The sequence below is a fragment of the Rhodococcus phenolicus genome, from assembly GCF_001646785.1.
GTDB classification, from domain to species: Bacteria; Actinomycetota; Actinomycetes; order Mycobacteriales; family Mycobacteriaceae; genus Rhodococcus; species Rhodococcus phenolicus.
Genome location: NZ_LRRH01000019.1, coordinates 16,344 through 38,456, shown reverse-complemented (window position 1 = coordinate 38,456; position 22,113 = coordinate 16,344). Strand labels below are relative to the sequence as shown.

The window sequence follows — 22,113 nt, the reverse complement described above, 5'->3', positions numbered from 1 at the left end:
GAGAGAAGCCATGCGAGAGCTGGAAAACAAGATTGCCCTTGTCGTGGGCGCGGGCACCGACGGCGACGGAGTGGGGCTCGGTCGTGCCACCGCGATCATCTTCGCCCGCGAAGGAGCCCATGTGGTGTGCGCCGACGTGTCCGTCGAGTCAGCCGAGCGAACCGCCGAGATGATCCGAGCCGAAGGACATCGTGCTGACTCGTGCCACGTCGACGTAACCGACGAGCAGCAGGTCAAGGCGGTTATCGACACAGTGGTACAGACCCACGGTCGGCTTGACGTACTGCACAACAACGTGGGGATCGCCACCGCAGGTGGTGTCACCGACCTCGCCGTCGACGACTGGGGGAAGGGCCTTGCTCTCAACCTGACCGGTGCCTTCTTCTCGATGCGGCACGCGATTCCACACATGGTGGCAGCTGGCGGCGGGTCGATCGTCAACATCTCGTCCGCTGCCGCGGCCGGCTGGAGCGGCGTACCGTACGCGGCCTACTACGCAGGCAAGGCGGGCCTGGAACATCTTTCTCGCACCACCGCCGTGGAGTTCGCCTCACAGGGTGTGCGTGTCAACGTTGTACAACCCGGACTCATCAAGACGCCCATGGTCGCCCGCTCAGCCGGGGTCGCCGACGCCTACGCCGACGGGGACATCGAGGCGATGTGGTCCAAGCGCAACGCCCAAACCCCGATGGGGCACATGGGTGAAGCCTGGGATGTAGCCCATGCCTCACTGTTTCTCGCCAGCGAGCGAGCGAAATACATCTCTGGTGCAGTACTGCCCGTAGACGGTGCGCTCACGGCCAGCTTCGTCTCGCCGAGCTGACCACGGCGTGGTCGGAAGGTCACCTCGGCCGCCATCGACCCGATTCGACACGCACACCGAGGTAGGGTCTGACCGGGAGACCTGCACAGCCCGCGCCGGGTTCGCTCGTGAGTCACTTTCGGGCCGAGCGCTTGGGTGAAAACCGTGAAGTGCTAACAGGATCCGTTGTCCGCCAGAACTGGTTTGACCGTGCTCCAAGTGAGCGCGGCCTCGGCGACGAGCCGGGTAAGAGCAACTCGCCCCGTAGAGCCAGGAGGACGTTAGCGTGTGACGTCGAGGACCTTTCGGTATGGGTGTGGGTGGTAACCGCACCGATACCGAAAGGTCCTCGCCCGTCTCGTCACGCCATGGCGTTCACAACCTCTTTGGGAACGCAGCTCTGCCCCGGCTCACCGGCGATGACCGGTTCTGCGTCCGGTCCGAGTAGTTCGACATCGTTGCCGAGCCCGGCCGGGTACATCCGCGCGAAGTCCGCGACGCGATGATCACAGCTGGTGGTATTGCTGCGGGAACAACCGGCCGAACTTCGGTCGCAGTACGCCGTCCGATAACGCATGAAGTAGCGAATCAACGAATGCCGACTTCTCGAGCGCCCACGTCGGAGTCGGCGGGTGTCCGACTTGACCGACAGAATCCACTCGGCCGGCAAAGTAGTGATCTGCGACGTTGCTGCGCGCGTGATCAGGTCTTTGATCTCACCTTCCGTACGGTGACATTGAGGGCCGGTTTGTCCTGTTCCGAGGTATGCCCAGGAGTCAAGTGCTCCCACATGGCGTCGACCATCGGCTGCAAGAACAGCTGACCCAGCTGGCGAATCATTGTTTCGACGATCTGGGTGGCTTCTCGACGTTCGGTCGAAGCGACGCCGGCCTCGCGTAGCGCCACTACCTCGCGGCGTGTGAGGTCAGTGAGTTTTTCGAGGAGCGTGTTTCGAGTATCGCCGGGTTCGAGCAGGGCACGGCGCATGTAGTTCACGATCTCAGGATGTGCGTCGAGCATGCGCGCTACCGCCGTATCGCGGGCTGCGGCGATCTGCTGAGGTGTGCCTTCATTCGGTGCGTGTGCGATCGCATGGGCAAAGTGGTCGACCACGTGATCTTCGACGGCAGCACGGATACCGTCCTTGGTGCCGAAGTGATGCACGAGTAGACCGACGGTTACCCCTGCGGCGGATGCAATTGCACGCATAGAAGTGCCATCTTCGCCTTTGGTGCCGAACAGGTCGAGTGCGGCGTTGCGGATGCGAGCCTTGGCGGTCAAATCGTTCGTATTCATCCGTGGGTGTGTCCTGGCTCCATCTGGTTCCTCATTCTCTCGGCAGCATAGCGACCACACTCTTCCTATACAGTCATGCCGTCTGCTATACATTCGTACAGCACTCGATGAAAAGGTTCTCCATGACCCACATCCTCGACGACGTTCACATCGTCACCCTCGCACTCAATCTGCCCGGACCACTCGCAGCCCAGCGCCTCCACCAGCTCGGAGCCCGAATCACCAAAGTCGAGCCACCCGCCGGCGACCCGCTCGTCGCGGTCGCCCCTAACTGGTACTCGGAACTGACCACCGGCCAGGACATCACGGTCCTCGATCTGAAAAACCCCGATTCCCGTAGCCGATTGGACGAGATGCTCAACTCCGCGGACCTACTCATGACCGCGATGCGCCCCTCCGCCACCGAACGTCTCGGTCTCACCGAAACAAACTCTCGCTTTCCCCACCTCGGCCACATCGAAATCATCGGCTACGACGGCACATCCGAGGATGTCGCCGGACACGACCTGAACTACCAGGCTGCCTACGGAACCCTCACACCGCCATTGATGCCTACTGTCCCGATCGCCGACATGCTCGGCGCCGAACGCGCCGTAACCGCCGCCGTACTTCTGCTTCTCGAACGCATCGCCACAGGACGCGGCGGACATCGCCGAGTAGTGCTCGATCACGCGGCACAAGCTGCCGGCGCAGCCGTCCGGCATCGCCTGACGGGCACCGGTGCGCCCCTCGGCGGAGCCCTGCCCTCCTACCGGATCTACCGTGCGGCCGACGGATACGTGGCGCTCGGCGCACTCGAACCCCGCTTCGCCGAACGGGTAGCCGCCCTCCTAGGACAGGAAGTCACTCACGAAGCCCTCGAGACGTTCTTCGGCACACAGACCGTAGACGACTGCGAACATCTCGCCGTCAAGGCCGACATCCCCCTCACGCGCATCAACGCGTGAGCGCCACCTGCAGGAGAAAACCATGAGCATGCGTGAAGCAGTGATCGTCGGCGCGGTGCGTACCCCTGTCGGTAAACAAGGCGGGTCCCTCAGCGCATGGCACCCCGCCGACCTACTCGGCCACACATTGCGCCACCTGGTCGACCGCACCGGCATCGACCCGACCCTCATCGACGACGTCATCGCTGGCTGTGTTCTACAACACGACCAGCAATCGTCGAACATCGGCCGGCACGCCGTCCTGTCGGCGGGTCTGCCGGAATCCGTACCCGCCGTCACGGTCGACCGTCAGTGCGGATCGGGACAACAGGCCGTGAACTTCGCCGCACAGGGCATCATGGCCGGCACCTACGATCTGGCCATCGCATGCGGTGTCGAATCGATGTCACAGGTCTCCATGCCGCCCGCCTTCCGACCGGGATCCCCGCTCGGGCCTCAATACGGCCCGCTCGAGCTCGCCCGCTACGACGGCGGCTTAATGGCACAAGGACCGTCGTCGGAACTGATGAACGAGCGATTCGGACTCACGCGTGAGGCACTCGACGAATTCAGCATCCGCAGCCACGAACGGGCTCTCGCCGCCACCCGCGAAGGACGTTTCGCAGATCAACTCGTCCCCATCACCTCCGACCCACACGATCCGTCGGGCCCGACGATCGACTCCGACGAGGGGATCCGCGCCAGCCTGGACCCCGACAAGATCGCGTCACTGAAGACAGTGTTCGCCACCGACGGTCGCACCACCGCAGCGAACTCCTCCCAGATCAGCGACGGTGCCGCAGCCCTGCTGCTTGCCGACCGCACCTTCGCCGAGACGCACGGTCTGACTCCCCGCGCCCGATTCCGCTCCTTGAGCGTTGCAGCGGCCGACCCGATCATCCAATTCACCGCCGTACTCGACGCGACCCACAAGGCACTGAAGCGCTCCGGTCTCACTGTCGACGACATCGACAGGTTCGAGGTGAACGAAGCATTTGCCGGCGTACCGCTGATATTCCAGCGAGAGTTCGGTGTGCCCGACGACAAACTCAACGTCAACGGCGGATCAGTCGCCATCGGGCATCCGCTCGGCTCCACCGGCGCCCGCATGCTCACCGACCTGCTGCACGAACTCGAATGCTCGACCACCCGGCTGGGACTGCAGACCATCTGCGAAGCACACGGCACCGCCAACACCACCATCATCGAACGCATCTGAAAGGGACCGACATGGGACACGAGATCGTTCAGGGGTTGCCGTCCACGCACGGCGACACCTACCAGCTCAACACCACCACCTTGATCCGGCATTCCGCGCGCACCTATCCGGAGCAGCAGATCGTCTACCGCACCACGGACGGCGGGTGGGACCGCTACACCTATGCCGACGCATACTCACGGATCATGCGCAGCGCCAACGCATTGCGTTCGCTCGGAGTCGGCCCTGCCGACGTCGTCGGAATCCTCGACTGGAACAGCAAGCGCCACTTCGAACTGTATTGGGCCATCCCCGGCCTCGCCGCGGTGATGCTGCAGATGAACCTTCGCCTCGCGCCGGAAGACCTGGGATACGTCACCGACCACAGCGGTGCGTCGGTGGTACTCGTCGACGAGTCGTTGCTGCCCGTCGCCGAAGTACTCGCCCCGATCACGAAGGTCACGACCTGGGTCGTAATGACCGACAAGCCGATGTCGCAGATCGCCACCAACCTGCCCGGTGCCGTGCACTGGGAAGATCTCGTCGACGCTGCCGAAAGTCGAATCGAGTGGCCCGTCATCGACGAACACTCCACCTACAGTGCGTGCTACACCACCGGCACCACCGGCCGCCCCAAGGGTATCTACTACTCGCACCGCGGCATCTACCTGCACACCCTCTCACAAGCCGCAAACCTCGGGATGCGCAGCGACGACACCGCCATGCTCATCACCCCGATGTTCCACGGACAGAGTTGGGGGCTACCCCAGTCCGCAGCGTACAGCGCGGCGAAGATCGTGCTGCCCGGCCGCTACGTCGCCGAGGACACCTCGGCACTGGTCGATGCGATGATCTCCGAAGAGGTCACCGTCGCCAACGGCGCACCAGCGATCTTCCAGCCCATGCTCGACTACATCAAGACACTCGACCAGGCACCCGATTTCCACCGCACCCGCCTGCTGTCCGGTGCAACAGAACCCGCCCTATCGTTGATGCGCGACTTCTTCGAGCTCACCGGCGCCGACGTCATCCACGCCTACGGCGCCACCGAGACCACCCCGGTGGTGACCATCAACGGTGCTGTGAAACCATCGCTGCGCGACACAATCTCCGACGAACAAAAGTGGGATCTCAAACGCTCCCAAGGTCTTCCGGTAAACGGAATCGACATCCGCCTAGTCGATTCCGGGGGAAACGACCTGCCGCACGACGGCATCAGCCAGGGTGAAGTGCTGCTGCGCGGACCGTGGATCATCGAGCGCTACCACAAGCTCGACGACGACGCCGACCGATTCCTCGACGGTTACTGGCGCAGCGGCGACGTCGGCCGCATCGACACCAACGGCTACCTCAAGCTGACCGACCGGCTCAAGGACGTCATCAAGAGCGGCGGCGAGTGGATCTCGTCGATCGACATGGAAAACGCACTCGTCGGCCACCCGAAGATCAAAGAGGCCGCCGTCATCGGAGTGTCACATCCGAAATGGCAGGAACGCCCTGTCGCGCTGGTCGTCACCGTCGACGGGGAAGAACTCGACCTCACCGAGATCCACAGCGTGCTTGATGGCAAGTTCGCCAAGTGGCAGCTACCCGACGCCGTGATCCACCTCGACGCCCTACCACGCACCAGTGTCGGCAAACTCGACAAGAAAGCGATGCGCAGCGAGCACGCCGACATCTACAACGCAGAAACAGAGACGCCACGGGAAACGGAGAAGGCATGAAATCGGATGTTCTGCGCAGCACCCGCGACGGTGCGGTGGCGATCCTCGAACTGAATCGGCCGTCGGCGAAGAACAGTCTGAACCATGACCTTCTCGTCGCGCTCCGCCGCGAGCTCGCCGCCGCGAAGCACGACGGCACTGTGCGCGCCGTCGTGATCACCGGAGCCGACGGAGTCTTCTGCGCCGGAGCCGACATCACCACATTCGACGTGCTGCGTCAGCAATCGCTGCTCGGCGACCGCGAAGCCCTCGGCGGCGACATCTGGTCCGCCCTCGGTACCTACCGCAAGCCCGTCATCGCAGCCGTCGAAGGTCTCGCGCTCGGCGGTGGATGCGAACTCGCACTGGCCTGCGACATCGTCATCGCCGGCGAATCCGCAAAGTTCGGGGTTCCCGAAGTGAAGCTCGGAGTCATCCCCGGCGGTGGCGGCACCCAGCGTCTCATACACGCCGTCGGCAAGTCCAAGGCCATGGCGATGCTGCTCACCGGTGACTTCATCTCGGCGCAGAAGGCATGTGGCGACGGCATCGTCGCCGACACCGTCCCCGACAGCACCACCCTCGACCACGCCCTGAAAATGGCGCAACGCATCGCGAAGAACTCCCCGCTAGCCGTCGAATTGGCCAAAGACGCCGCCCTACGCGCATACGAGACATCACTGTCGCAGGGCCTCGAACACGAAAAGCGCAACTTCGACGTCGCACTGCGGTCCGACGACTGCCACGAAGGCCAGGCCGCGTTCCTTCAGAAGCGCGCCCCCGAATTCACCGGAAAGTAGACACGATCATGAGCGAATTGTTCCCCAACTACCGGTCCCCGTGGGAAACCGACGACCAGGCGTTGCTCCGTAAGCACGCCGCCGAGTTCTTCCGCAAAGAAGCCACCCCGAACCAGGAACGGTGGGCCAAACAGCACCACGTGGACCGGGAGTTCTGGCACAAGGCCGGCGACGCCGGTCTGCTGTGCCTCGGATTGCCCGAGGAGTACGGCGGGGGCGGCGGCAATTTCGGGCACGAAGCCGTCGTCCAGCAGGAACTCGCCCTTGCACACGACACCGCATTCGGCTTCAACGTGCATTCGACGATCGTCGCGCACTACATCGCCGCCTACGCGACCGAGGAGCAGAAGAAGCGCTGGATCCCGAAGATGGCCGCTGGTGAGATGGTCATCGGTATCGCCATGACCGAACCCGGCACCGGCTCGGACCTACAAGCCGTGCGCACCACCGCGACACGCGACGGGGACCACTACGTCATCAACGGTTCGAAGACGTTCATCTCCAACGCGACCCATTGCGACCTGCTGGTCATCGTCGCGAAGACCGATCCTTCGGCCGGTGGCAAGGGAATCTCGCTGTTCGTCGCCGAAACCCGAGACCTCGACGGCTTCGAACGTGGACGGGTACTGGACAAGATCGGCCAGCACGGTCAGGACACCCGCGAATTGTCGTTCACCGACATGCGGGTACCGGTTGAAAATCTGCTCGGCGGGGTCGCAGGTCGAGGCTTCTACCAACTGATGGAGCAACTCCCCCGCGAACGCCTCATCATCGGGATCGCCGGAGTTGCGATGGCCGAGGCCGCGGTCATCGAAACGATCAAGTACGCCAAAGAACGGCAGGCTTTCGGCAGGCCGATCCTGGACTTCCAGAACACCCAATTCGTCCTCGCCGAGTGCAAGACCGACGTGCTGGTCGGCAAGGCGTTCATGGACCACTGCATCACCCGGTACATCGGCGGCACACTCGACGCGACCACCGCGTCGATGGCAAAACTGTGGGGCACCGACAAACAGGTCGAGATCATCGACCGTTGCCTCCAAATCTTCGGTGGCTACGGCTACACAATGGAATACCCCATCGCCCAGATGTATGCGGCTGCGCGTGTGCAGAAGATCTACGGCGGCACCAACGAGATCATGAAGGTGCTCATCAGCCGGTCCTTGTAAACACATGCTCACCTGTTCGAGGGACAAAACGGTTCGACCTGCGCCTGACCGACGAGTCGACCCAGCGCTTAGCCCCTCACGAATTGATTCCGGAACGATGTGTCGAAACATCATTACGAGAACAACTTTCGGAACTGTTCGGTCGTGAGCGCATCGTGGAGTCTCAGCGGCGCAACGCGGCCGCGGAAATCGGTAGGCCCGCCGCGGCAAGGCGGTCGCAGACGTCGGCCGGCGTGCCGGGCGGATTGCGCCACGCCGCGGCAGTGGCGCTGATCGCCTGGTGCACCCGCGCCCCGTCGAGCGTGAACAGATCCATGACGAACTCGTCCGGGTGCAGGGCTTGGATTCCGAACGGGGCAAGTTCGGAATCGGGGAAATCACGCAGGTTCGCGGCACCGATCACCTGCGCTCCGCAACGGATCGCCGCGGCCAGCACATGCCGGTCGTCCTCATCGGGCAGCGTCAACGCTGCAATGAGCACCTCGTACCCGGTGACCACGCAGTCCGGCACCGCTCGGTTCATCAGCTCCCGCAGCCTGGCCAAGGTGTCGGCGGGAATATCCGGTCGGTCGGCAGCGAGATTGCGGAACGTCTCGGCGAGAATCCGCTCGCTCCACTGGGCATGCACCACACCGGTCCGGTCAGGCGGATGAGGGTGTCGCGAAGCCCGTTCTGCTACAGCACATTCTCGTCGTAGAGCACGGTGAAGGTCACGTCAGTAGAGTTCGAGGTCCTCGGACAGCACGGCCAGCTCGTCCACAGCCACACGCGTATCGCGCTGCTGGGTGCGCCGATACTCGAGAAGCGACGACGCCAGGATCCGGCGATGCCGGCCCACCAGCCGAGACCGGATAAGACCCTGGTCGAGAAGCTTGATCACGTGCGGGCGCGAGACGTTGAGCAGCTCGGCGTCCTGCTGGGTGGTCAGCTCCGCATGCGCGGGAACCACGGCCACTCCCTGGCCGGCCGCCATGTTCGCCAAGACGTCAACTCCAGGGCCGCGCTCGGCAGGCGAACGGACTCGGCTGTCCCGGCGACGGTGACGTCGAGCGTGTCGGGACCAGGTTTGACGTCCCGCAGAGCGTTCAGCGCCTGTCGTGCCTGTTCCTGCTCCACGGCACTGGGATGTTCGATCGCGGACATCACACCTCCTATAACTGAAACGTTGCAGCAAACGAAACAAACGCACAGAGGCCGGTGCTCGAACCATGCGACGACGGGACGGAAATCCACCCGGCCTGCTGGGCGCGGCCGCGAATGTGCCGTTCAACGATCGTCGACAGCACAGTCCGAAGAACCCGACGACCTTCCTTGTCCTTACTCGCCGCGCTGCTGCTGGTGCACCCGCTCGAGAAACGACTGCGCGCTGACCGAGGTTGCAGCGTCCCTCTCCGCCAAGCGGCGATGGAACCCGGCGAGCACAGTGGCAGGCACCGCAGTGGCGACCAGCATCATCGCGACACCGCCCACCATCACCAAGGCCACGACTGCGGCAACAACCAGCGTCCCCACCGTCGCCCACGCCACGCTTCGCCGTGGGACAACCACCGGAACGGCACACAGCACAGCCGGCAACAGCATGGCCGCGACGTACCCGGCACCGCCCCGATCGATCAACGATTCACTGCACGCAACGGGATCGTAGGCAGGGTCGATCTCGCAACTGGTGAACTGAGATTGGGGCCAGGACGCCACGTACGTGGCGGTCATCGCGAACCCGCCCACCGCGAGCGCCAGCAACGACCACGCAACTCGGATCATCCTCATGCCCCGGAGCCTGCCAGTGACCTCACCCGACGGTTCACCCAGCACGTGGACGACGGATCATCGTGGCATCGTGATCGACATGAGTCGGACAATCGGAACGGTGCGGGAATGGCACGGCGAGCTGGGATGGGGAGTACTCGACTCACCCGAGACCCCCGGCGGATGCTGGGCACACTGGAGCAACATCGACGGAACCGGATTCCGCGCACTCACGGTAGGCGCAATTGTCCAGCTCGACTGGGAACACGCACAGCAGGACGGATACTCATTCCGGGCCACCCGCATCCACACGCCGACTGAGTGACCCCCGATGACCCCGCACGACGAGGACCGGGAGCTGGTATAGCAGGCACACGACGTCCTCGCCGACGTCTCTGCCGGTGACTGGGTCACCGCCGAGCTGACGCGCTTCGATTCCACTGTCGGATCCTTGGTGCCGCCGAGCTACGCCGGCTACACGCGGGTACTGCATCCCGCGATGCGCGTCGAGCGCGACTCCGGCGAGTCGGTGCCGGTGCGGTGGGCCGAGGTCGCAGCCGCGACCGGGGCGGTGATCCATCCGACCGTCGAATGGTTCTCCCTGCTGCACGCCGGGACCATCCGCGGCGTCGGGGACGGCCAGGGCACCGCATGGGACGACGGACCCGAGATCGGGGACATGCCCGAAGAACAGTTCGCCGCACTGGCCGCGGTGCTCGCTAAGCACACCGCCACTCCGGACGACTGGTGGTTCGGGTTCTGGGAAGGGCGCGGCGCAGCGCAAAGCCTGGGACTGCCCCGGTTCGGGCCCCGGGTGCAGATTCCGGATCGGGAGAACTTCCTGGTCCAGGGCACGGTGCGCGATGCAGTGCGCACCCTCGACTCGTGGGGACCGAATCTGTGGTGGCCGCAGGACCGAGCGTGGTTCGTCGCCACCGACATCGATCTGATGTCGACCTATGTCGGCTCGTCCCTCGACTGTGCCCGGGCGTTGCGTGCCTGCTCTGCTGTCGAGGCCGTCGACACCACCGCTGCGAATTCGGTGACCTGGACCAGTGACGGCATCAACCCGCTCCCCCCGAACCCGTACATGCGGTGACGAAGCCGGTCGCTGACATCGAAGGGCGGCGGGGACCCCGTGAAGCTCCTTCGCGCTGACAGCAACTCTGTGCAGGAACACCGGGGCGATACCCAGCGGCAAGGAGGCCCACCATGATGAGGCACACGCTCGACTTCGGTAGTCCGCTCCCGCCGGGCTGGACCACACTCGACGAGAAACATCGGTCTCGGTACTGGGATCGGTTCACCGCTCGGTTCGGATTCCGTCCAGGCCTTGCCGAGCCGGATTGGCCGGCGATCGCCGAACCGACACCCTCGATCACGTTCGACCTCAGGGCGCCCACTGATGTTGCAGGCGCGTGGTCGAGCCGGTTCGATGCGGTCAACGCCGAAGCACTGCGGTGTTTCGTGACCGAGTTCGCCGACGATCCGATATTCGTGGTGCTGGACTGGCAGCACACCTGCTATCGGCTCGACGCGGCCGTGCATGCGAGCACCCCGGACACCGAGTGGCGGGTGCCGGTCTACCCGAACGGCGACTATTACATCTTTCTGCGCGACGACCTGAGCGAAGGCACCTTCGGGCACCCGTGGGAGCAGAGCCTGTGCGTGTTCGGCGAGCTGCTGCTGGCCTCGTTGGGCCGGACCTTGGCGACGTGGCTGCCTGTCACACGAATCGACGGCCGCCGACCCGAGGATACGTAACGTCACCGAGCATCCCTGACTAGCTCAACTTCGTTGTCTTTCCTGCCATTTCGAGTATCTCGCAATGTCCTGCAGGACTCGTCGACGATGGCGGTGTCACACCCGGCGGCGCCGCCAGGCCCACACGCACCACCCGATCCCCGCGAGTGAAGCCACCGGCAGCACCCATCTCCACCGGCGTAGTGTCACGAATCGCTGGTACTGCTCGCTCGACAAGAACTGCACACCGGGTCGATTCGCAGTGGGCGGTTCCCACCAGTAACTTCCCGAGCCGGTCAACACCTGGGGCCACGCGAAGACGCCGATTGCAATCGCGATGACGATGCAGGTGGCGGGGAACGCCACCCAGAACCACGGGAACCCCGGGACGCTGCCGAGCCGGGCGCGTCGCGGCACCACCACGCCCGCCACTACCCCCACCAGTGCCAGAACACCCACCATCAACCACGCCATGCGGTCGGACGATACGGCGCTTCTACCGGCAGGTCCGGACGTGACGCACGGTGCTGTCGGAGGATCCGAACAGGGAGATGCCGTGACACACTCACCCGAATGGATCTGTTCCCGGCAATCTAACCCTACGACTCGGGACATCTCGCGGTATCCAACGGCAACGTTCTCTACTGGGAAACTGTCGGCACCCCGTCGGGCCTTCCCCTCGTGTATCTCCACGGCGGACCGGGGGCAGACTGCACCGCGGGTACGCGCAGGTACTTCGACCCGGACGTGTTTCGCGCGGTGCTGTTCGATCAGCGCGGCTGCGGACGCAGCACGCCCCAAGCCGATGATCCGAGCACCGACCTGTCCACGAACACCACCGATCACCTCATCACCGATATCGAGCGTCTCCGCGAACATCTCGGGATCGACAAGTGGGTGGTGGCCGGGGTGTCCTGGGGCGTGTGCCTCGCATTGGCCTATGCGCAAGCACATCCCGACCGGGTGGCCGGCATGGCGTTGGGAGCGATCACGGCAGGCAGCCGCCGGGAAGTCGAGTGGATCACCCGGGACATGCGGCGGATCTTCCCGCGCGAATGGGAACGGTTCGTCGAACCGGTGCCGCCGGCCGAGCGGGACACAAACCTGGCGGCTGCCTACGCGCGCCTGCTCGCCCATCCCGACGCGGCCGTTCGGGAGAATGCGGCGCTGTGCTGGTGTGAATGGGAGGATACCCACGTCTCGCTCGTTCCCGGATGGGCGCCCTCACCCCGCTATCAGGATCCGACGTTCCGGATGATGTTTGCGCGCCTGGTCACACATTACTGGGGCAATGACCACTTTCTCGGTGAGAACCAACTGCTCGACGGCATGCACCGGCTGGCGGGCATACCGGCGGTTCTTGTTCACGGCCGGTATGACATCTCCGGTCCGCTCGACACCGCGTGGGAGCTGTCCCGCCGGTGGGACAGCAGTCGCCTCGTTGTCGTCGAGGATGCCGGTCACGGCGGGGGTAGCTTCGCCGGCGAGCTGGTCGACGCGATCAGCAGCGTGGCCGAGACGACGCGAAGGTGAGGACGGTGGTTGTGCACGCGCTTCCTTCCAGGTGCCGGTACAACGTCATACGGCCTATTTAGAAGATCTCCGCGATCGCGGATTGCTTCATCCCGTTGTCGCGCACCACCCGCGCCAGCTGATCTTCTTCGCCGTCATCGCCGGCGGACTGCCCCAACCCCGGTGCCGGCACGGACCGCCGCCAGGCCGTGTTGCTGGAAGTGCGGGGCCAATGACAGTCCGGGGATGGCCTCGAAGGCGCGCGCAGCGACGGCGACCACGCCGACATCAAGCGTGTCCGCGCTGCACGACGGGTGCCGTCAGCCAGGCGCCCGCCTGCGAACCGACTGGATATCCGGAGCTCCGACAGGCGACGAGCCATGGCAACGACGAAAACATCCCACCTTGACGGTGACGTCGAGGTGGGACGTTTGTGCGGCCTGAGAAGTCGGGGGTCGCTCAGGTCGCAATTGGATCATTGGCGATGTGTGCGCACAGCGCAGCTGAACGGCTTGCCGGTCGTGACTTCGTGACGCGATCGGGATCCGATGGTTGCGGGATGCCCGCCTCGCCCTCCCCCGATCGAAGGCGAGACGGGGCGTGTTCCGAAATCCCCGACTAGAACACGTTATCGCCGAACTCGGAGTCTTGCAGGTCGTTTCGGGAAGCATGCGGTGTGGGCGGTGCCGGACGTCAACGTTTCACATTCCCACCGATTAGCCTGGGTCGGTGCCACAGAACCGGCGGCCGTCGGCCCTAGTGACCTCGGCGATGACACCGAGGTCAGGTTCGTAGACGACCTCGATATGTACGGCGCGCTCAGACGGCTCGTCGGGCTCCCGGCTATTGTCCGAACGACCGTCGCTAGTCATCGATCCATCCATCCGGTCAGCGATGTCGGTCTCGATGTGCAGTGTGATCACCCTGCATGGCGATCGGCTACGAACGGGACCCCCGCAACCAGATCGGGACGTTGCCGGAAGTACGTGGCCGACGGGTGATGTCCGGCAAGATCTGGCTTCGTTGCGTACGTGCAGGTCTCGGATCTGCCCGTTGCAGCCATGCGGCGATTACGACGTGCGCTTCTTTCACCGCTGCGGGCCGGTCGAAGGGGCGGGTATCCCCCTCACCGTGGGCTACGTGAACTGGCGAGCTGTTCATGGTGAACGCACTCGCGTGAATGAACGTCTGAACGCGGACTTCTCGGAAATGCCATGGTGCGTCGTGCCGGCCGCTGAAGCGGATATATGCCCTCGAGTGTTCCGGCCAGCGGTGGCTACGTGAAGGATCTGTGCACGCTATTTGCTGTCGCGTTCCACGAACGTTCGGGCGCGCAGAACTCAGCAACACCCCTCGTGCGGGACGGTGGCGGCAGTCTGCTCCGGCATGAGTTCCTGCTGCGCTCAGAAGGTGTCGTTGATGGTGATCCTGTCGTAGGTCGCTGGGAACTTGTCGCCACTGGAGCAGTTCAAGGACGTGGTTTGACCGACCGGGATCTGTTCTGTCGTGCAGTCGACGAGCGCCACTACTTCGTTTCCGTCCATGAACTTGATCTCCACGAGCGCACCGTCCTTGTCACCTCGCGCATTGGTCACCTTCAGGCCCTCTATCTGGGCATAACCGAGTGCGTCCTGCGTGACGGACCATCCGGGTGCGTACTGGAAGCCCGAGACCTCGAACGGCTGACCCTCGGTAATTGTCAGGGGGTTGTCGGGGCCGCCAGGGGCGGAGTCCTGGGCCTCTGCGGTTTCGATTGCCTCGTTGACCTCGTTCGCGGCGACAGCGAGGAATGCGATACAGCCGCCGATCGCCAATACACCCACTGCAACCAGCGCCAATAAGATGTTGCGCACGGTGTGCGATTTCTTGGGCGGGTGGGGTGCCAACGGAGGCGGTCCGCTGTTCTGTACGCGATCGGTCCACCGGGTTCCGTCCCACCATCGCATGACACCGGATGGGTCGGGGTAGTAGCCGGGTGCGGGCGAACCGGCACCGCCGGGATTCGATGCGTCGGACATCAGTGGAATCCTTTCCGCTGGTGGACGTTCGGTTTCCATCGAACGTAGTCACGGGAAGTACGTTCGGTCGCGTTTTCGGTCACGATGTAGTCCCGTGTCGGTGAGATGAAGCCTTCGAGATGCGCAGGCGCTTTCCGGTTGGGGTCTCGCTGTCGCCGATGTCCAGCAGGATCCCTGAGCATCTCGATGAAGCGTCGTAGTCGACGTAGACTCTTGCCCTCGCCGCCTCTGCGGTCCGGATCGTGAGCCGTGAACACCTCGTGGGGACGCTCGTTGTTGTACGCACGGAAGTGTCTTGAGCCCCGCCAGCGGGTGCGTAGTCGTCGTTCCGCTTCAGCCGTGCAACAGGCACGAATCCCGCGTCGGCATACAGGTCAGGCAGGACCGTATCGAAGCAGTCCAGCGGCGGCCACCGAGCGCAATGGCTTGGCAGAGCATCGACTGCACGGCCTTCGGGTGAGCGCAATCCCCTTCGAGCGAACGCGGACACAAGTTCGTCGCCGACAGAGTCACGCTCGGGTGTCGTCCGAGGCGAGCTTCTCGAGATCGTGGACAAGTGCTCGACAACATTGCCGTGTGGCTGAGGACGCATCCCGCAAGGGTGGTGACGTCGCCGCAGACGACCTGCAGCGTTTACTCTTCGTCCTCGGGGTTGGGTTCGGCGAGTACGACGCCGGCATTGACGAAGAGGGTGCGTGCGATGTCGTAACGCAAGGAAGCGTCGCGGACCGGGGCACACATGTCGACGAGGGAGTACGCACCAGGTTCGGCCAGTGGCCCACGTGGGCGTTGTACGAGCACCAAGGCCGTGCTGTGGGTGTCGTTGCGACACGGGTATGCCAGGCCGTGCAGGTGCGGGTTCCGGGCAAGGATGGCGTGCGCAACGCGGCGGCTCCACCCGTAATCCCGACGCGTGCAGCTGTGGATGCTGCTGGTCAGTCCGACTTTCCGCAGGTGCGGGTCGCGCATGACGGCGACGTCGAGGTCGACGTGCAGTTGCCATCGCACCAATGCTCGCCCGTCGACCTGGACGGCCGCAATGATGCGGCTGGCGGGGATCTTCTTCGCACGCAGGATCCCTTCGGCAACCGCACCGCCGAGTGTGGGCGAGCAGTACACGTACCCACCGTGTGCACGGTCGAGGGGATCGAACCGGCCTTGTTGGCCGAGTTCGGCTCCGGTGGGGTGCTCGTGGTGTGGCGAGATGTTCGGGTTGAACGTCGACACGTCGTAGGGCGGGTCGAGTTCGACGAACCGCCATAGCGTGGTGCCGGCCGGCACGGTCATAACTTCGACGGCGGAGCCGTTGTAGAACTCGTCGTCCTCGGGACGCTGGAGCGGAAGCTCTGGGTGGTCGTTGGTGGGGTGTTCGCTCACATTCCTGCCGTCAGGTCGTCGAGCGCTGCGTCGAGGAGCTGCCCGTCCAGGGTGCCGGCGGCCAGAGCTGCTGCCGGTGTCATGTTGTCGAGGATGTCGTTGTCCTCGAACCACCACGACAAGGTGCCCCACGGATCGTGGAATGCGCCGAGTCGCATGTTGGCGCGTTCGACGAGGGGGTGGATGCCGCCGCGGGGATCGAACTGGAAGGCCGGGAAGCGGAACCCATTGGCCACTTTGAGCGCGAGCAGCTTCGACTCTTTGCGCCGCTCGTGCGCGATAGTCCGGGAGGTCGACTGTCCCGTGCGGGAGAGCCGGCTCGAGGCCTCCTGCGCCGAGTAGGTGTCGCGGTGCAGGTCGATCGGCGGCGTGTACTCGAACGGACCTGCCGAGGTGGGAATGGTCACCGGCTCGCGCGGCGCCGCTACGGGTTCCGACTTCACGGGTGTAGCCGTCGTTGCGGCGGCAGGTTCGAGGGTGACCCGCACGCTGAGCAGCGGGCCCTGCCGCTCGATCTCGACACGGCACTGCGCCCGAGTGGAAGCCCCCGACAATCGGTCCAGCAGATACGCGCGGATCAAGGTGTCGTGCGCTTCCGGAGCAGCCCCCAAGGACACCTTCTTCGACACCGCTGCAACGCCGTTCGAACCGAGGAACGACGCCACGAGTCCGTCGACGATGCGATCGAGGCGTGCCGCGGTTGCTGCGGTCACCTTCCGGCTGCGCCCGAGACCGTCCGGCGCGCCGGGCTGAGGCTTGACCAATCCGGGAATCCGGCCGCCTCGTCGCACGGACGGGACCGAGCCCTCTGAGGGTCGGGCGTTCGAGGTTTGCGCGGAGCGACTGGCGCCGCCCCGGACGGTGACGGCGGCAGATGCCACTAGCGGTGCATGCATATGGCGGCACGCCTTGGTTCGCTTGATCGCGACTGCCTGCGCTGCCTTCCGGTGCAGGTCACTGCGTGAGCGCGCCATCACACCTCCTCCATCCGTACAATCCGAACGATCCGTACACCATCGTACCGCAACGCCGCAGTGTTCACTACACCGTCGATACGCACCGCATCCACTCCGGTGGCTTCCCCGTCGCAACCGGGGGTTTGCCCAGTGCACTCGTGATCCCCAGAACACCCGGCGACCCCACTCCGATCGTGTGAGTCATGCCGGTTGCAGCTCGCGGACCATCTCAGTGGCGTCGGCGGCTGGTAAGGGCGGCACCGTGAATCCTTCGGTTGCAGCGGCGGCAACGAACAGACGCCACCGCCTGCTGACGGTCGACTTGTCGACGTGCAACCGCCGCGCAACCTGGGTCTGCCGCAGATGCGGTTCGTCGATGAGCATGGCGGCAACGTGCTTCACCGGGTCGGTGAAATCGCCGTCGGCGAGGAACTGATGCAGCCCGGCCGGGGTTTGCGGGTAGCCGTTGCGCGTTGCATCGCCGCCGCGGTGGTCCACGGCAACGTCGGCAACAGGAATCTCATCGGCGGTGGCAACGGCTGCAACACCGTACTTTGCGGACTCGTTCTGTGATGCACCGTGCGGTGCGTTGTACCCATCGGATGCGCCAACTGCGGAGGTCGCATTCTGCGGCGTCGCCACCGCAACGAGCGGGGCTTCCCGCTCCAACGCCTTCTTTGCTTCTCCATGGGGCGATGCAACGCTGGTGTCCGTGCGGTGCACGACATGATCCACCGTTGCAGCATCACGGCGTTGGGTGCGTTCGTCGATGACAACCTGCAGCATCATGGTGAACAGGTGGAACAGTGCCAGCCACAGCAGCGGGAAGATCGCCGCAATGACCGCGGCAATGGCTGGGGGTTGTGGGATGAAGTCGAGCATCTCCCCTGCTGCAACGCGCGCGAGGTTGCGGGCAGCGAGTTGATACGAGTGGTACGAGTTGCCCACCACACTCAACGCGACGGTGACGACCGCCAAGGCCATGCAGTAGCGGCGCGCCCAGGCGTGCCGGTTGGCAACGCGGAAGATGACGTAACCGGCTGTTGCAGCGGCCTGTGCAACATCGATGGCAACCGGCGCCATCCACGCACGGCTCGGATGCACATTGATTTCGATGGCCAGTGCCCGCAACGCATCGAACGACAGCGTGAACGCCAGGCCGGCGAGGAACAGGGCCATGGTTGCCACTGCGGCGACACCGAGCATCTTCGAACGCACCGGTTGCTCATCGTGGCGCAACGGCGGTGCGGACTGAGTGGAGTCATCGGACACGACGGGAGCCTCTTTCTACGAAAATCTCTAGAGGGGTGCTGATTCGACTACTGACGCCCGTGCCGCGTTCCCGCTCCCCTACCGCATGGATGCGGACAGGACATCGAGGACGCGCGCTGCACGAACCACGCCGGGGACGGCAAATGGGCGGATCGGGTGGTCAGTTGAAGACGTCGACGAACCATTTGCCGTCGATCTGCGCGGTGGTGACGGTTTGGGTGATGCGTTGCACGCCGTCGGGGCGCAGTTCGGACAGATCGACGAGATAGACATCCGGCGAGAGGGCTTTGGTGCGTACGCAGTAGTTGGTGCCGACCGGGATGTCGTCGATGAACGGCTGCAACTGTTCGGCCGGGACGACGGAACTGTTCGAGGTGGCCAGAGCGCGGGCGGCGACCGCGTCGCGCCGCACGTAGTAGGCGTAGTTCCACGCGGCGATCACCCCAGCGCCGCTTCTCTGATCACCCCGGTCGGCCCGGCACTCGTCGTCGAGATCGGACACCGGAGCCGCCGGTGCATCGGAAAGCTCGAGTACCGGTGCGCCGGTGCCATCCACCTGCGTTGCATCACCAGCATTCTGGGAGTCATCACCGGCAACACCCCAGATCACGCCTGCGATGACGGCCGCGGCCACACCCACAACTGTGGCCGCGATTGCGGCAACGATGCGTGTGCGTTGCGGTGTGTGCCGCCCGGACCGGTCTTGTGCAGTCACCGCGGGTGCAACCAATGCATCGTTCCTCGCATCGCCGGGTGCAACCGCATCAGGGGTTGCACCCGACGACGGGGTGGGTGCACTGCCGAGAAGGTCGACGACGGCCGGATGCCGGCAGGTGTTCTTGCCGAATTTCATGGGGTGCACCCACATCCTTATCTGTGAGGTCAGGCGGAGGTCGGGGCGCCGGCGCCCTGGCCGATGGCGGTCGAGATCATCTCGGCGGCGGTCCCGGCCGAGCCACCGAAGAACGTCTCGAGGGTGCTGTCGACAGCGGCGATCACACTGTCGCCGCCGGGCTGAGCCGTCACCCACTCGCGGGCCTGCGCATCGATCTGCGGGGCGCTCTGCACCGCGTCCTGCACCATCTCCGCGGCAGCGGCACCGACCGGTCCGGAGGACTGCCACTGCTCGACCGTCGCCGCAGCCTGTTCGGTGATCACGTCCTGGTCCACGTCGGGCAATTCGATCTCGATCGGTTGGCCTTCGTCGTCCCCGGCACCGAAGGCGGTACCGGCGGCCAACCCGACCGCGCCGCCGACGACGGCACCGGGCACTGCGCCGACGGCGGCGCCGATCGCCGCGCCCGCCGCGGTGCCCGCAACACCGGTGGTGACTTCGGGCAGCATCGGGATCGGCAGCGGGACCACACCGCCGAGCGCGGCACCGCCGATGCCGCCGATGGTGCCACCGATCAACGCCCCCGGCACCGCACCGGCCACCGCACCGGCGGTCGCACCGGCGGCGACACCGCCGATCTGGGCGGCCGCGACACGGTCGGCACGGTCGGCGCCGACACCGACGGACTTCCAGAACGTGGCCACCTGAGAGCGGGTCAGGCCCGCGGTGTTGTTGGTGCGCTCGCGGTCGGCATCGGTGACCCAGTTCGGCTGGGTGACGTGGTAGTCGCCGACCATGATTTTCTCGGGCGGGGCGATGTAGATCGGGGCCTGCTCGACCTCGATCGGGGCGTGCAGCGTCGACAGGTCCAGCGGCGGGGTGTAGCTGGCCTGACGGTCGTAGCGGCCGGTGTCGTAGTCGTAGTTCGGCAACGGCGCATACTGCGGCGCTACTGCCGGTGGGGCGGACCAGTAGATCGGCTCGGACGGCGCCTCCGGCACCGACACGACGTCGGCTTCCGGCACTGGCGCGGGCGCAGTGGTGGTGCCACCTTGGGTTGCGCCGCCGGTGGTGCCGCCCTGCGAGGGAGCCGCCCCTGCCGTGGGAGTCAGCACCAGTCCTGCTGCGACGGCTGCGGACGCTACGAACGCTGCCGTGGCCTGACGCTGGACCGTACGGCGACGGTGGGCGCGGCGGGCCGCACGGTTACCGATGGGAGTGTCGTTGTTCATCGAAGAGTGCCTTTCGTGTGCCGGCCCCACAGGGAGGCCGGGTTTGGTGGGAAATCGGGAAGAGTCGGGGTGGAGCACCTCACGCCCGGCCCGAACGTGGTTCCGGGCCAACGCATCAGTCCACGGTGTCTGCGATCAGGTCGATGACGGTGGCGGCGAGGACGGTCAACGCGTCCTGGGTGTCGCGCCGCAACCCGCTGAGGGTGATGCGCTCGCCGGAGGCGAACAGCGGCTCGAACGGCATCCGGCACACCGGCACACCGAGCGCAGCGAACGCATCGACGGCGTCGGTTTCGACCATCGGCACATCACCGGGCCCGTCGGTGATGACCACGACGGTGCGCGCGAGCACATCCGGGTGCACCGTGGACATCGCGGCGAGGGTGCGTTGCGCCGCCACCGCGCTGTCGCGGCGCAGTGGCACCGGAACGATCACCGCGTGCGCCGTGGCGATCGCCCACCGCCAGCTACCGGTGTGGCTGGAGTTGCCGGTGTCGGCGAGCAACACGTCGTAGTGGCGTCCGAGGATCGACGCCACTGTGGCGGCGGCGTCAGAGGTCAACGGCGCGGAAGTGCCGGTCGGTCCGGCAACCATGTACGAGCCGCACGGCTGGCGAGTCAGATAGCGGGTGAGCGTGGACGCGCGCACCTGATGCGCCATCTCGCCCAGATCGGCGAGCAACGACGCCGCGTCCTGCCCCGCGGCCGGCGGGACCGCGATCCGGTCGGTGAAGCTGCCACCGATCTCCCCAAGATCCAGGCACGCGATCGTGGCGGGACCGCGGTGTTCGGCGATGGTTTCGGCCAGACCGATGGCCATCGGGGTCTTACCGACGCCGCCTTTGACGTTGGCGACGGTCACGAGCGCGCCCTCCGGCAGAAGGCGACCGATCGATGTCTGCGCGCCGCGCAACCGCATCTCACGCGAATCTGCCTTCGGTGCGAGCCGCATCCCGAACATCGCATTGACGCGTCCGCGAACACCGCTGCGGGCAGGCGCACCGACCGCAGGATCCACACCGGGCGCGGACAGCGCAGACAACGCACCGAACGACGCGCTGAGCGGCTCTGTGACCGATCGCGTACCCCGTGTGGACTTCGATCCCGGACTGGGTGCCGGCGCGGGCTCTGCGGGCCCCTGAGAGGCCTGGGAAATATTCTGTGCGGGCGTCTCGAAGGTCATCGGGTCGGCCGTCACGGTCACCGGTCCGGCCGGTATCGCAGTAACCGGTTCCGCCGCTGCCGGTTCGGGTTCGATCGCCACGACCGGAATGGGCACGCTCGGAGCGCTCTCGGTGAGCTTGCCGTCGAGACCGACCGTGAGAAACCGCGTGTCTTTGCCCGTCCGGTAGATGACCTCGACGGCGGACTGCTGCTTGACCGCCAGTGTGCACACGAATTCGTGCACGACAGCAGCCAGTGCCTTGTCCTCGGTCGCGGCCAGGTCCATCGGCGGTACATCGGCGCCAGTGAGCGTCGCGCGTGCTGTGGTCGCGGAAGTCGCTTCGATCTCGACGGTCGGCGCCAT

At 65.1% G+C, this 22,113-nt stretch carries 22 protein-coding genes and 1 pseudogene; 10 read left to right on the top strand and 13 right to left on the bottom strand.

What is annotated here, in order from left to right:
* The first annotated feature begins 10 nt into the window (after positions 1 to 10).
* Positions 11 to 823 (top strand): SDR family NAD(P)-dependent oxidoreductase, encoded by an 813-nt coding sequence (locus A8G15_RS06830; RefSeq protein WP_068157018.1) that lies wholly within the window; start codon positions 11 to 13, stop codon positions 821 to 823.
* Positions 824 to 1,504: 681 nt separating this feature from the next.
* On the opposite strand, the gene A8G15_RS06825 is transcribed toward A8G15_RS06830, so the two are convergent.
* Positions 1,505 to 2,098, bottom strand: coding sequence for a TetR/AcrR family transcriptional regulator (locus tag A8G15_RS06825; RefSeq protein ID WP_068157015.1), 594 nt, complete (start codon positions 2,096 to 2,098; stop codon positions 1,505 to 1,507).
* Positions 2,099 to 2,220: 122 nt separating this feature from the next.
* Here A8G15_RS06825 and A8G15_RS06820 point away from each other — a divergent pair, with 122 nt between their 5' ends.
* From A8G15_RS06820 to A8G15_RS06800, 5 genes are read left to right on the top strand one after another with little or no spacing between them, the layout of a single operon-like run.
* The gene (locus A8G15_RS06820) at positions 2,221 to 3,045 is read left to right on the top strand and encodes a CoA transferase (RefSeq protein ID WP_068157012.1); all 825 of its coding nucleotides are present in this window, start codon (positions 2,221 to 2,223) and stop codon (positions 3,043 to 3,045) included.
* Positions 3,046 to 3,067: 22 nt separating this feature from the next.
* Positions 3,068 to 4,243 carry a thiolase family protein gene (locus A8G15_RS06815; protein ID WP_068157009.1) on the top strand — a complete coding sequence of 392 codons (1,176 nt, stop codon included), beginning with the start codon at positions 3,068 to 3,070 and terminating at the stop codon, positions 4,241 to 4,243.
* An 11-nt stretch (positions 4,244 to 4,254) separates the two neighbouring features.
* Positions 4,255 to 5,946, top strand: a complete 1,692-nt coding sequence (locus A8G15_RS06810; protein WP_068157006.1) for a long-chain-fatty-acid--CoA ligase — start codon at positions 4,255 to 4,257, stop codon at positions 5,944 to 5,946.
* Entirely contained in the window at positions 5,943 to 6,725 is a 783-nt protein-coding gene (locus tag A8G15_RS06805; RefSeq protein WP_068157003.1) for an enoyl-CoA hydratase/isomerase family protein, read from the top strand. The genes A8G15_RS06810 and A8G15_RS06805 overlap by 4 nt, the downstream gene beginning before the upstream one ends.
* A gap of 8 nt (positions 6,726 to 6,733) precedes the next feature.
* Positions 6,734 to 7,894: an acyl-CoA dehydrogenase family protein gene (locus A8G15_RS06800; RefSeq protein WP_068156999.1), complete on the top strand. Its 1,161-nt coding sequence runs from the start codon at positions 6,734 to 6,736 to the stop codon at positions 7,892 to 7,894.
* A gap of 163 nt (positions 7,895 to 8,057) precedes the next feature.
* Here the strand turns inward: A8G15_RS06800 and A8G15_RS06795 are convergent, their stop codons facing one another.
* The 4 genes from A8G15_RS06795 to A8G15_RS06785 form a co-directional block, all read right to left on the bottom strand.
* Positions 8,058 to 8,522, bottom strand: coding sequence for a VapC50 family PIN domain-containing toxin (locus A8G15_RS06795; RefSeq protein WP_245687740.1), 465 nt, complete (start codon positions 8,520 to 8,522; stop codon positions 8,058 to 8,060).
* Between the two features lie 87 nt (positions 8,523 to 8,609).
* Positions 8,610 to 8,843, bottom strand: a complete 234-nt coding sequence (locus tag A8G15_RS31705; protein WP_245687739.1) for a helix-turn-helix domain-containing protein — start codon at positions 8,841 to 8,843, stop codon at positions 8,610 to 8,612.
* Positions 8,819 to 9,037 carry a hypothetical protein gene (locus A8G15_RS31700; protein WP_245687738.1) on the bottom strand — a complete coding sequence of 73 codons (219 nt, stop codon included), beginning with the start codon at positions 9,035 to 9,037 and terminating at the stop codon, positions 8,819 to 8,821. Before A8G15_RS31700 ends, A8G15_RS31705 begins: the two co-directional genes overlap by 25 nt.
* A 174-nt stretch (positions 9,038 to 9,211) precedes the next feature.
* Positions 9,212 to 9,661: a hypothetical protein gene (locus A8G15_RS06785; RefSeq protein WP_068156996.1), complete on the bottom strand. Its 450-nt coding sequence runs from the start codon at positions 9,659 to 9,661 to the stop codon at positions 9,212 to 9,214.
* Positions 9,662 to 9,740: 79 nt separating this feature from the next.
* On the opposite strand from A8G15_RS06785, the gene A8G15_RS06780 reads away from it, so the two are divergent.
* From A8G15_RS06780 to A8G15_RS06770, 3 genes are all read left to right on the top strand, one after another.
* The gene (locus A8G15_RS06780; protein WP_068157046.1) at positions 9,741 to 9,965 is read left to right on the top strand and encodes a S1 domain-containing protein; all 225 of its coding nucleotides are present in this window, start codon (positions 9,741 to 9,743) and stop codon (positions 9,963 to 9,965) included.
* A 126-nt stretch (positions 9,966 to 10,091) separates the two neighbouring features.
* A complete protein-coding gene (locus A8G15_RS06775) occupies positions 10,092 to 10,739 on the top strand; it encodes a hypothetical protein (protein WP_156665284.1) in 648 nt (215 codons plus the stop codon).
* A gap of 113 nt (positions 10,740 to 10,852) precedes the next feature.
* Complete coding sequence (locus A8G15_RS06770; RefSeq protein ID WP_068156993.1) at positions 10,853 to 11,404, top strand: DUF2716 domain-containing protein; 552 nt, start codon at positions 10,853 to 10,855, stop codon at positions 11,402 to 11,404.
* A 96-nt stretch (positions 11,405 to 11,500) separates the two neighbouring features.
* Here A8G15_RS06770 and A8G15_RS06765 read toward each other — a convergent pair whose 3' ends face one another.
* Positions 11,501 to 11,857: an amino acid permease gene (locus tag A8G15_RS06765; RefSeq protein ID WP_068156990.1), complete on the bottom strand. Its 357-nt coding sequence runs from the start codon at positions 11,855 to 11,857 to the stop codon at positions 11,501 to 11,503.
* 123 nt (positions 11,858 to 11,980) lie between these two features.
* On the opposite strand from A8G15_RS06765, the pseudogene pip reads away from it, so the two are divergent.
* Positions 11,981 to 12,916, top strand: a pseudogene (gene pip / locus A8G15_RS06760) (prolyl aminopeptidase); the annotation flags it as partial.
* 1,382 nt (positions 12,917 to 14,298) lie between these two features.
* On the opposite strand, the gene A8G15_RS06750 reads toward pip, so the two are convergent.
* The 7 genes from A8G15_RS06750 to A8G15_RS06715 form a co-directional block, all read right to left on the bottom strand.
* A complete protein-coding gene (locus A8G15_RS06750; protein WP_068156984.1) occupies positions 14,299 to 14,913 on the bottom strand; it encodes a DUF2510 domain-containing protein in 615 nt (204 codons plus the stop codon).
* 633 nt (positions 14,914 to 15,546) lie between these two features.
* Entirely contained in the window at positions 15,547 to 16,290 is a 744-nt protein-coding gene (locus A8G15_RS06745) for an RES family NAD+ phosphorylase (RefSeq protein ID WP_068156983.1), read from the bottom strand.
* Complete coding sequence (locus tag A8G15_RS06740; RefSeq protein WP_156665282.1) at positions 16,287 to 17,054, bottom strand: hypothetical protein; 768 nt, start codon at positions 17,052 to 17,054, stop codon at positions 16,287 to 16,289. The genes A8G15_RS06745 and A8G15_RS06740 overlap by 4 nt, the downstream gene beginning before the upstream one ends.
* 393 nt (positions 17,055 to 17,447) lie before the next feature.
* Positions 17,448 to 18,518, bottom strand: coding sequence for a DUF2637 domain-containing protein (locus A8G15_RS06730; protein WP_082899701.1), 1,071 nt, complete (start codon positions 18,516 to 18,518; stop codon positions 17,448 to 17,450).
* A 160-nt stretch (positions 18,519 to 18,678) separates the two neighbouring features.
* Entirely contained in the window at positions 18,679 to 19,152 is a 474-nt protein-coding gene (locus tag A8G15_RS06725; protein ID WP_068157041.1) for a DUF8176 domain-containing protein, read from the bottom strand.
* A 248-nt stretch (positions 19,153 to 19,400) separates the two neighbouring features.
* The gene (locus A8G15_RS06720; protein WP_068156974.1) at positions 19,401 to 20,585 is read right to left on the bottom strand and encodes an insoluble domain protein; all 1,185 of its coding nucleotides are present in this window, start codon (positions 20,583 to 20,585) and stop codon (positions 19,401 to 19,403) included.
* A 115-nt stretch (positions 20,586 to 20,700) separates the two neighbouring features.
* A complete protein-coding gene (locus A8G15_RS06715) occupies positions 20,701 to 22,113 on the bottom strand; it encodes a CpaE/TadZ family protein (protein WP_068156972.1) in 1,413 nt (470 codons plus the stop codon).

Bases quoted from the DNA above. Each gene is read 5' to 3' on its own strand.
- A8G15_RS06805 (WP_068157003.1), top strand. From the start codon at position 5,943: ATGAAATCGGATGTTCTGCGCAGCACCCGCGACGGTGCGGTGGCGATC.
- A8G15_RS06820 (WP_068157012.1), top strand. From the start codon at position 2,221: ATGACCCACATCCTCGACGACGTTCACATCGTCACCCTCGCACTCAAT.
- A8G15_RS06770 (WP_068156993.1), top strand. From the start codon at position 10,853: ATGATGAGGCACACGCTCGACTTCGGTAGTCCGCTCCCGCCGGGCTGG.
- A8G15_RS06750 (WP_068156984.1), bottom strand. From the start codon at position 14,913: ATGTCCGACGCATCGAATCCCGGCGGTGCCGGTTCGCCCGCACCCGGC.
- A8G15_RS06765 (WP_068156990.1), bottom strand. From the start codon at position 11,857: ATGGCGTGGTTGATGGTGGGTGTTCTGGCACTGGTGGGGGTAGTGGCG.
- A8G15_RS06825 (WP_068157015.1), bottom strand. From the start codon at position 2,098: ATGAATACGAACGATTTGACCGCCAAGGCTCGCATCCGCAACGCCGCA.
- A8G15_RS06785 (WP_068156996.1), bottom strand. From the start codon at position 9,661: ATGAGGATGATCCGAGTTGCGTGGTCGTTGCTGGCGCTCGCGGTGGGC.
- A8G15_RS06780 (WP_068157046.1), top strand. From the start codon at position 9,741: ATGAGTCGGACAATCGGAACGGTGCGGGAATGGCACGGCGAGCTGGGA.
- A8G15_RS06715 (WP_068156972.1), bottom strand. From the start codon at position 22,113: ATGGCGCCGACCGTCGAGATCGAAGCGACTTCCGCGACCACAGCACGC.
- A8G15_RS06810 (WP_068157006.1), top strand. From the start codon at position 4,255: ATGGGACACGAGATCGTTCAGGGGTTGCCGTCCACGCACGGCGACACC.
- A8G15_RS06720 (WP_068156974.1), bottom strand. From the start codon at position 20,585: ATGAACAACGACACTCCCATCGGTAACCGTGCGGCCCGCCGCGCCCAC.
- A8G15_RS31700 (WP_245687738.1), bottom strand. From the start codon at position 9,037: ATGTCCGCGATCGAACATCCCAGTGCCGTGGAGCAGGAACAGGCACGA.
- A8G15_RS06815 (WP_068157009.1), top strand. From the start codon at position 3,068: ATGAGCATGCGTGAAGCAGTGATCGTCGGCGCGGTGCGTACCCCTGTC.
- A8G15_RS06830 (WP_068157018.1), top strand. From the start codon at position 11: ATGCGAGAGCTGGAAAACAAGATTGCCCTTGTCGTGGGCGCGGGCACC.
- A8G15_RS06800 (WP_068156999.1), top strand. From the start codon at position 6,734: ATGAGCGAATTGTTCCCCAACTACCGGTCCCCGTGGGAAACCGACGAC.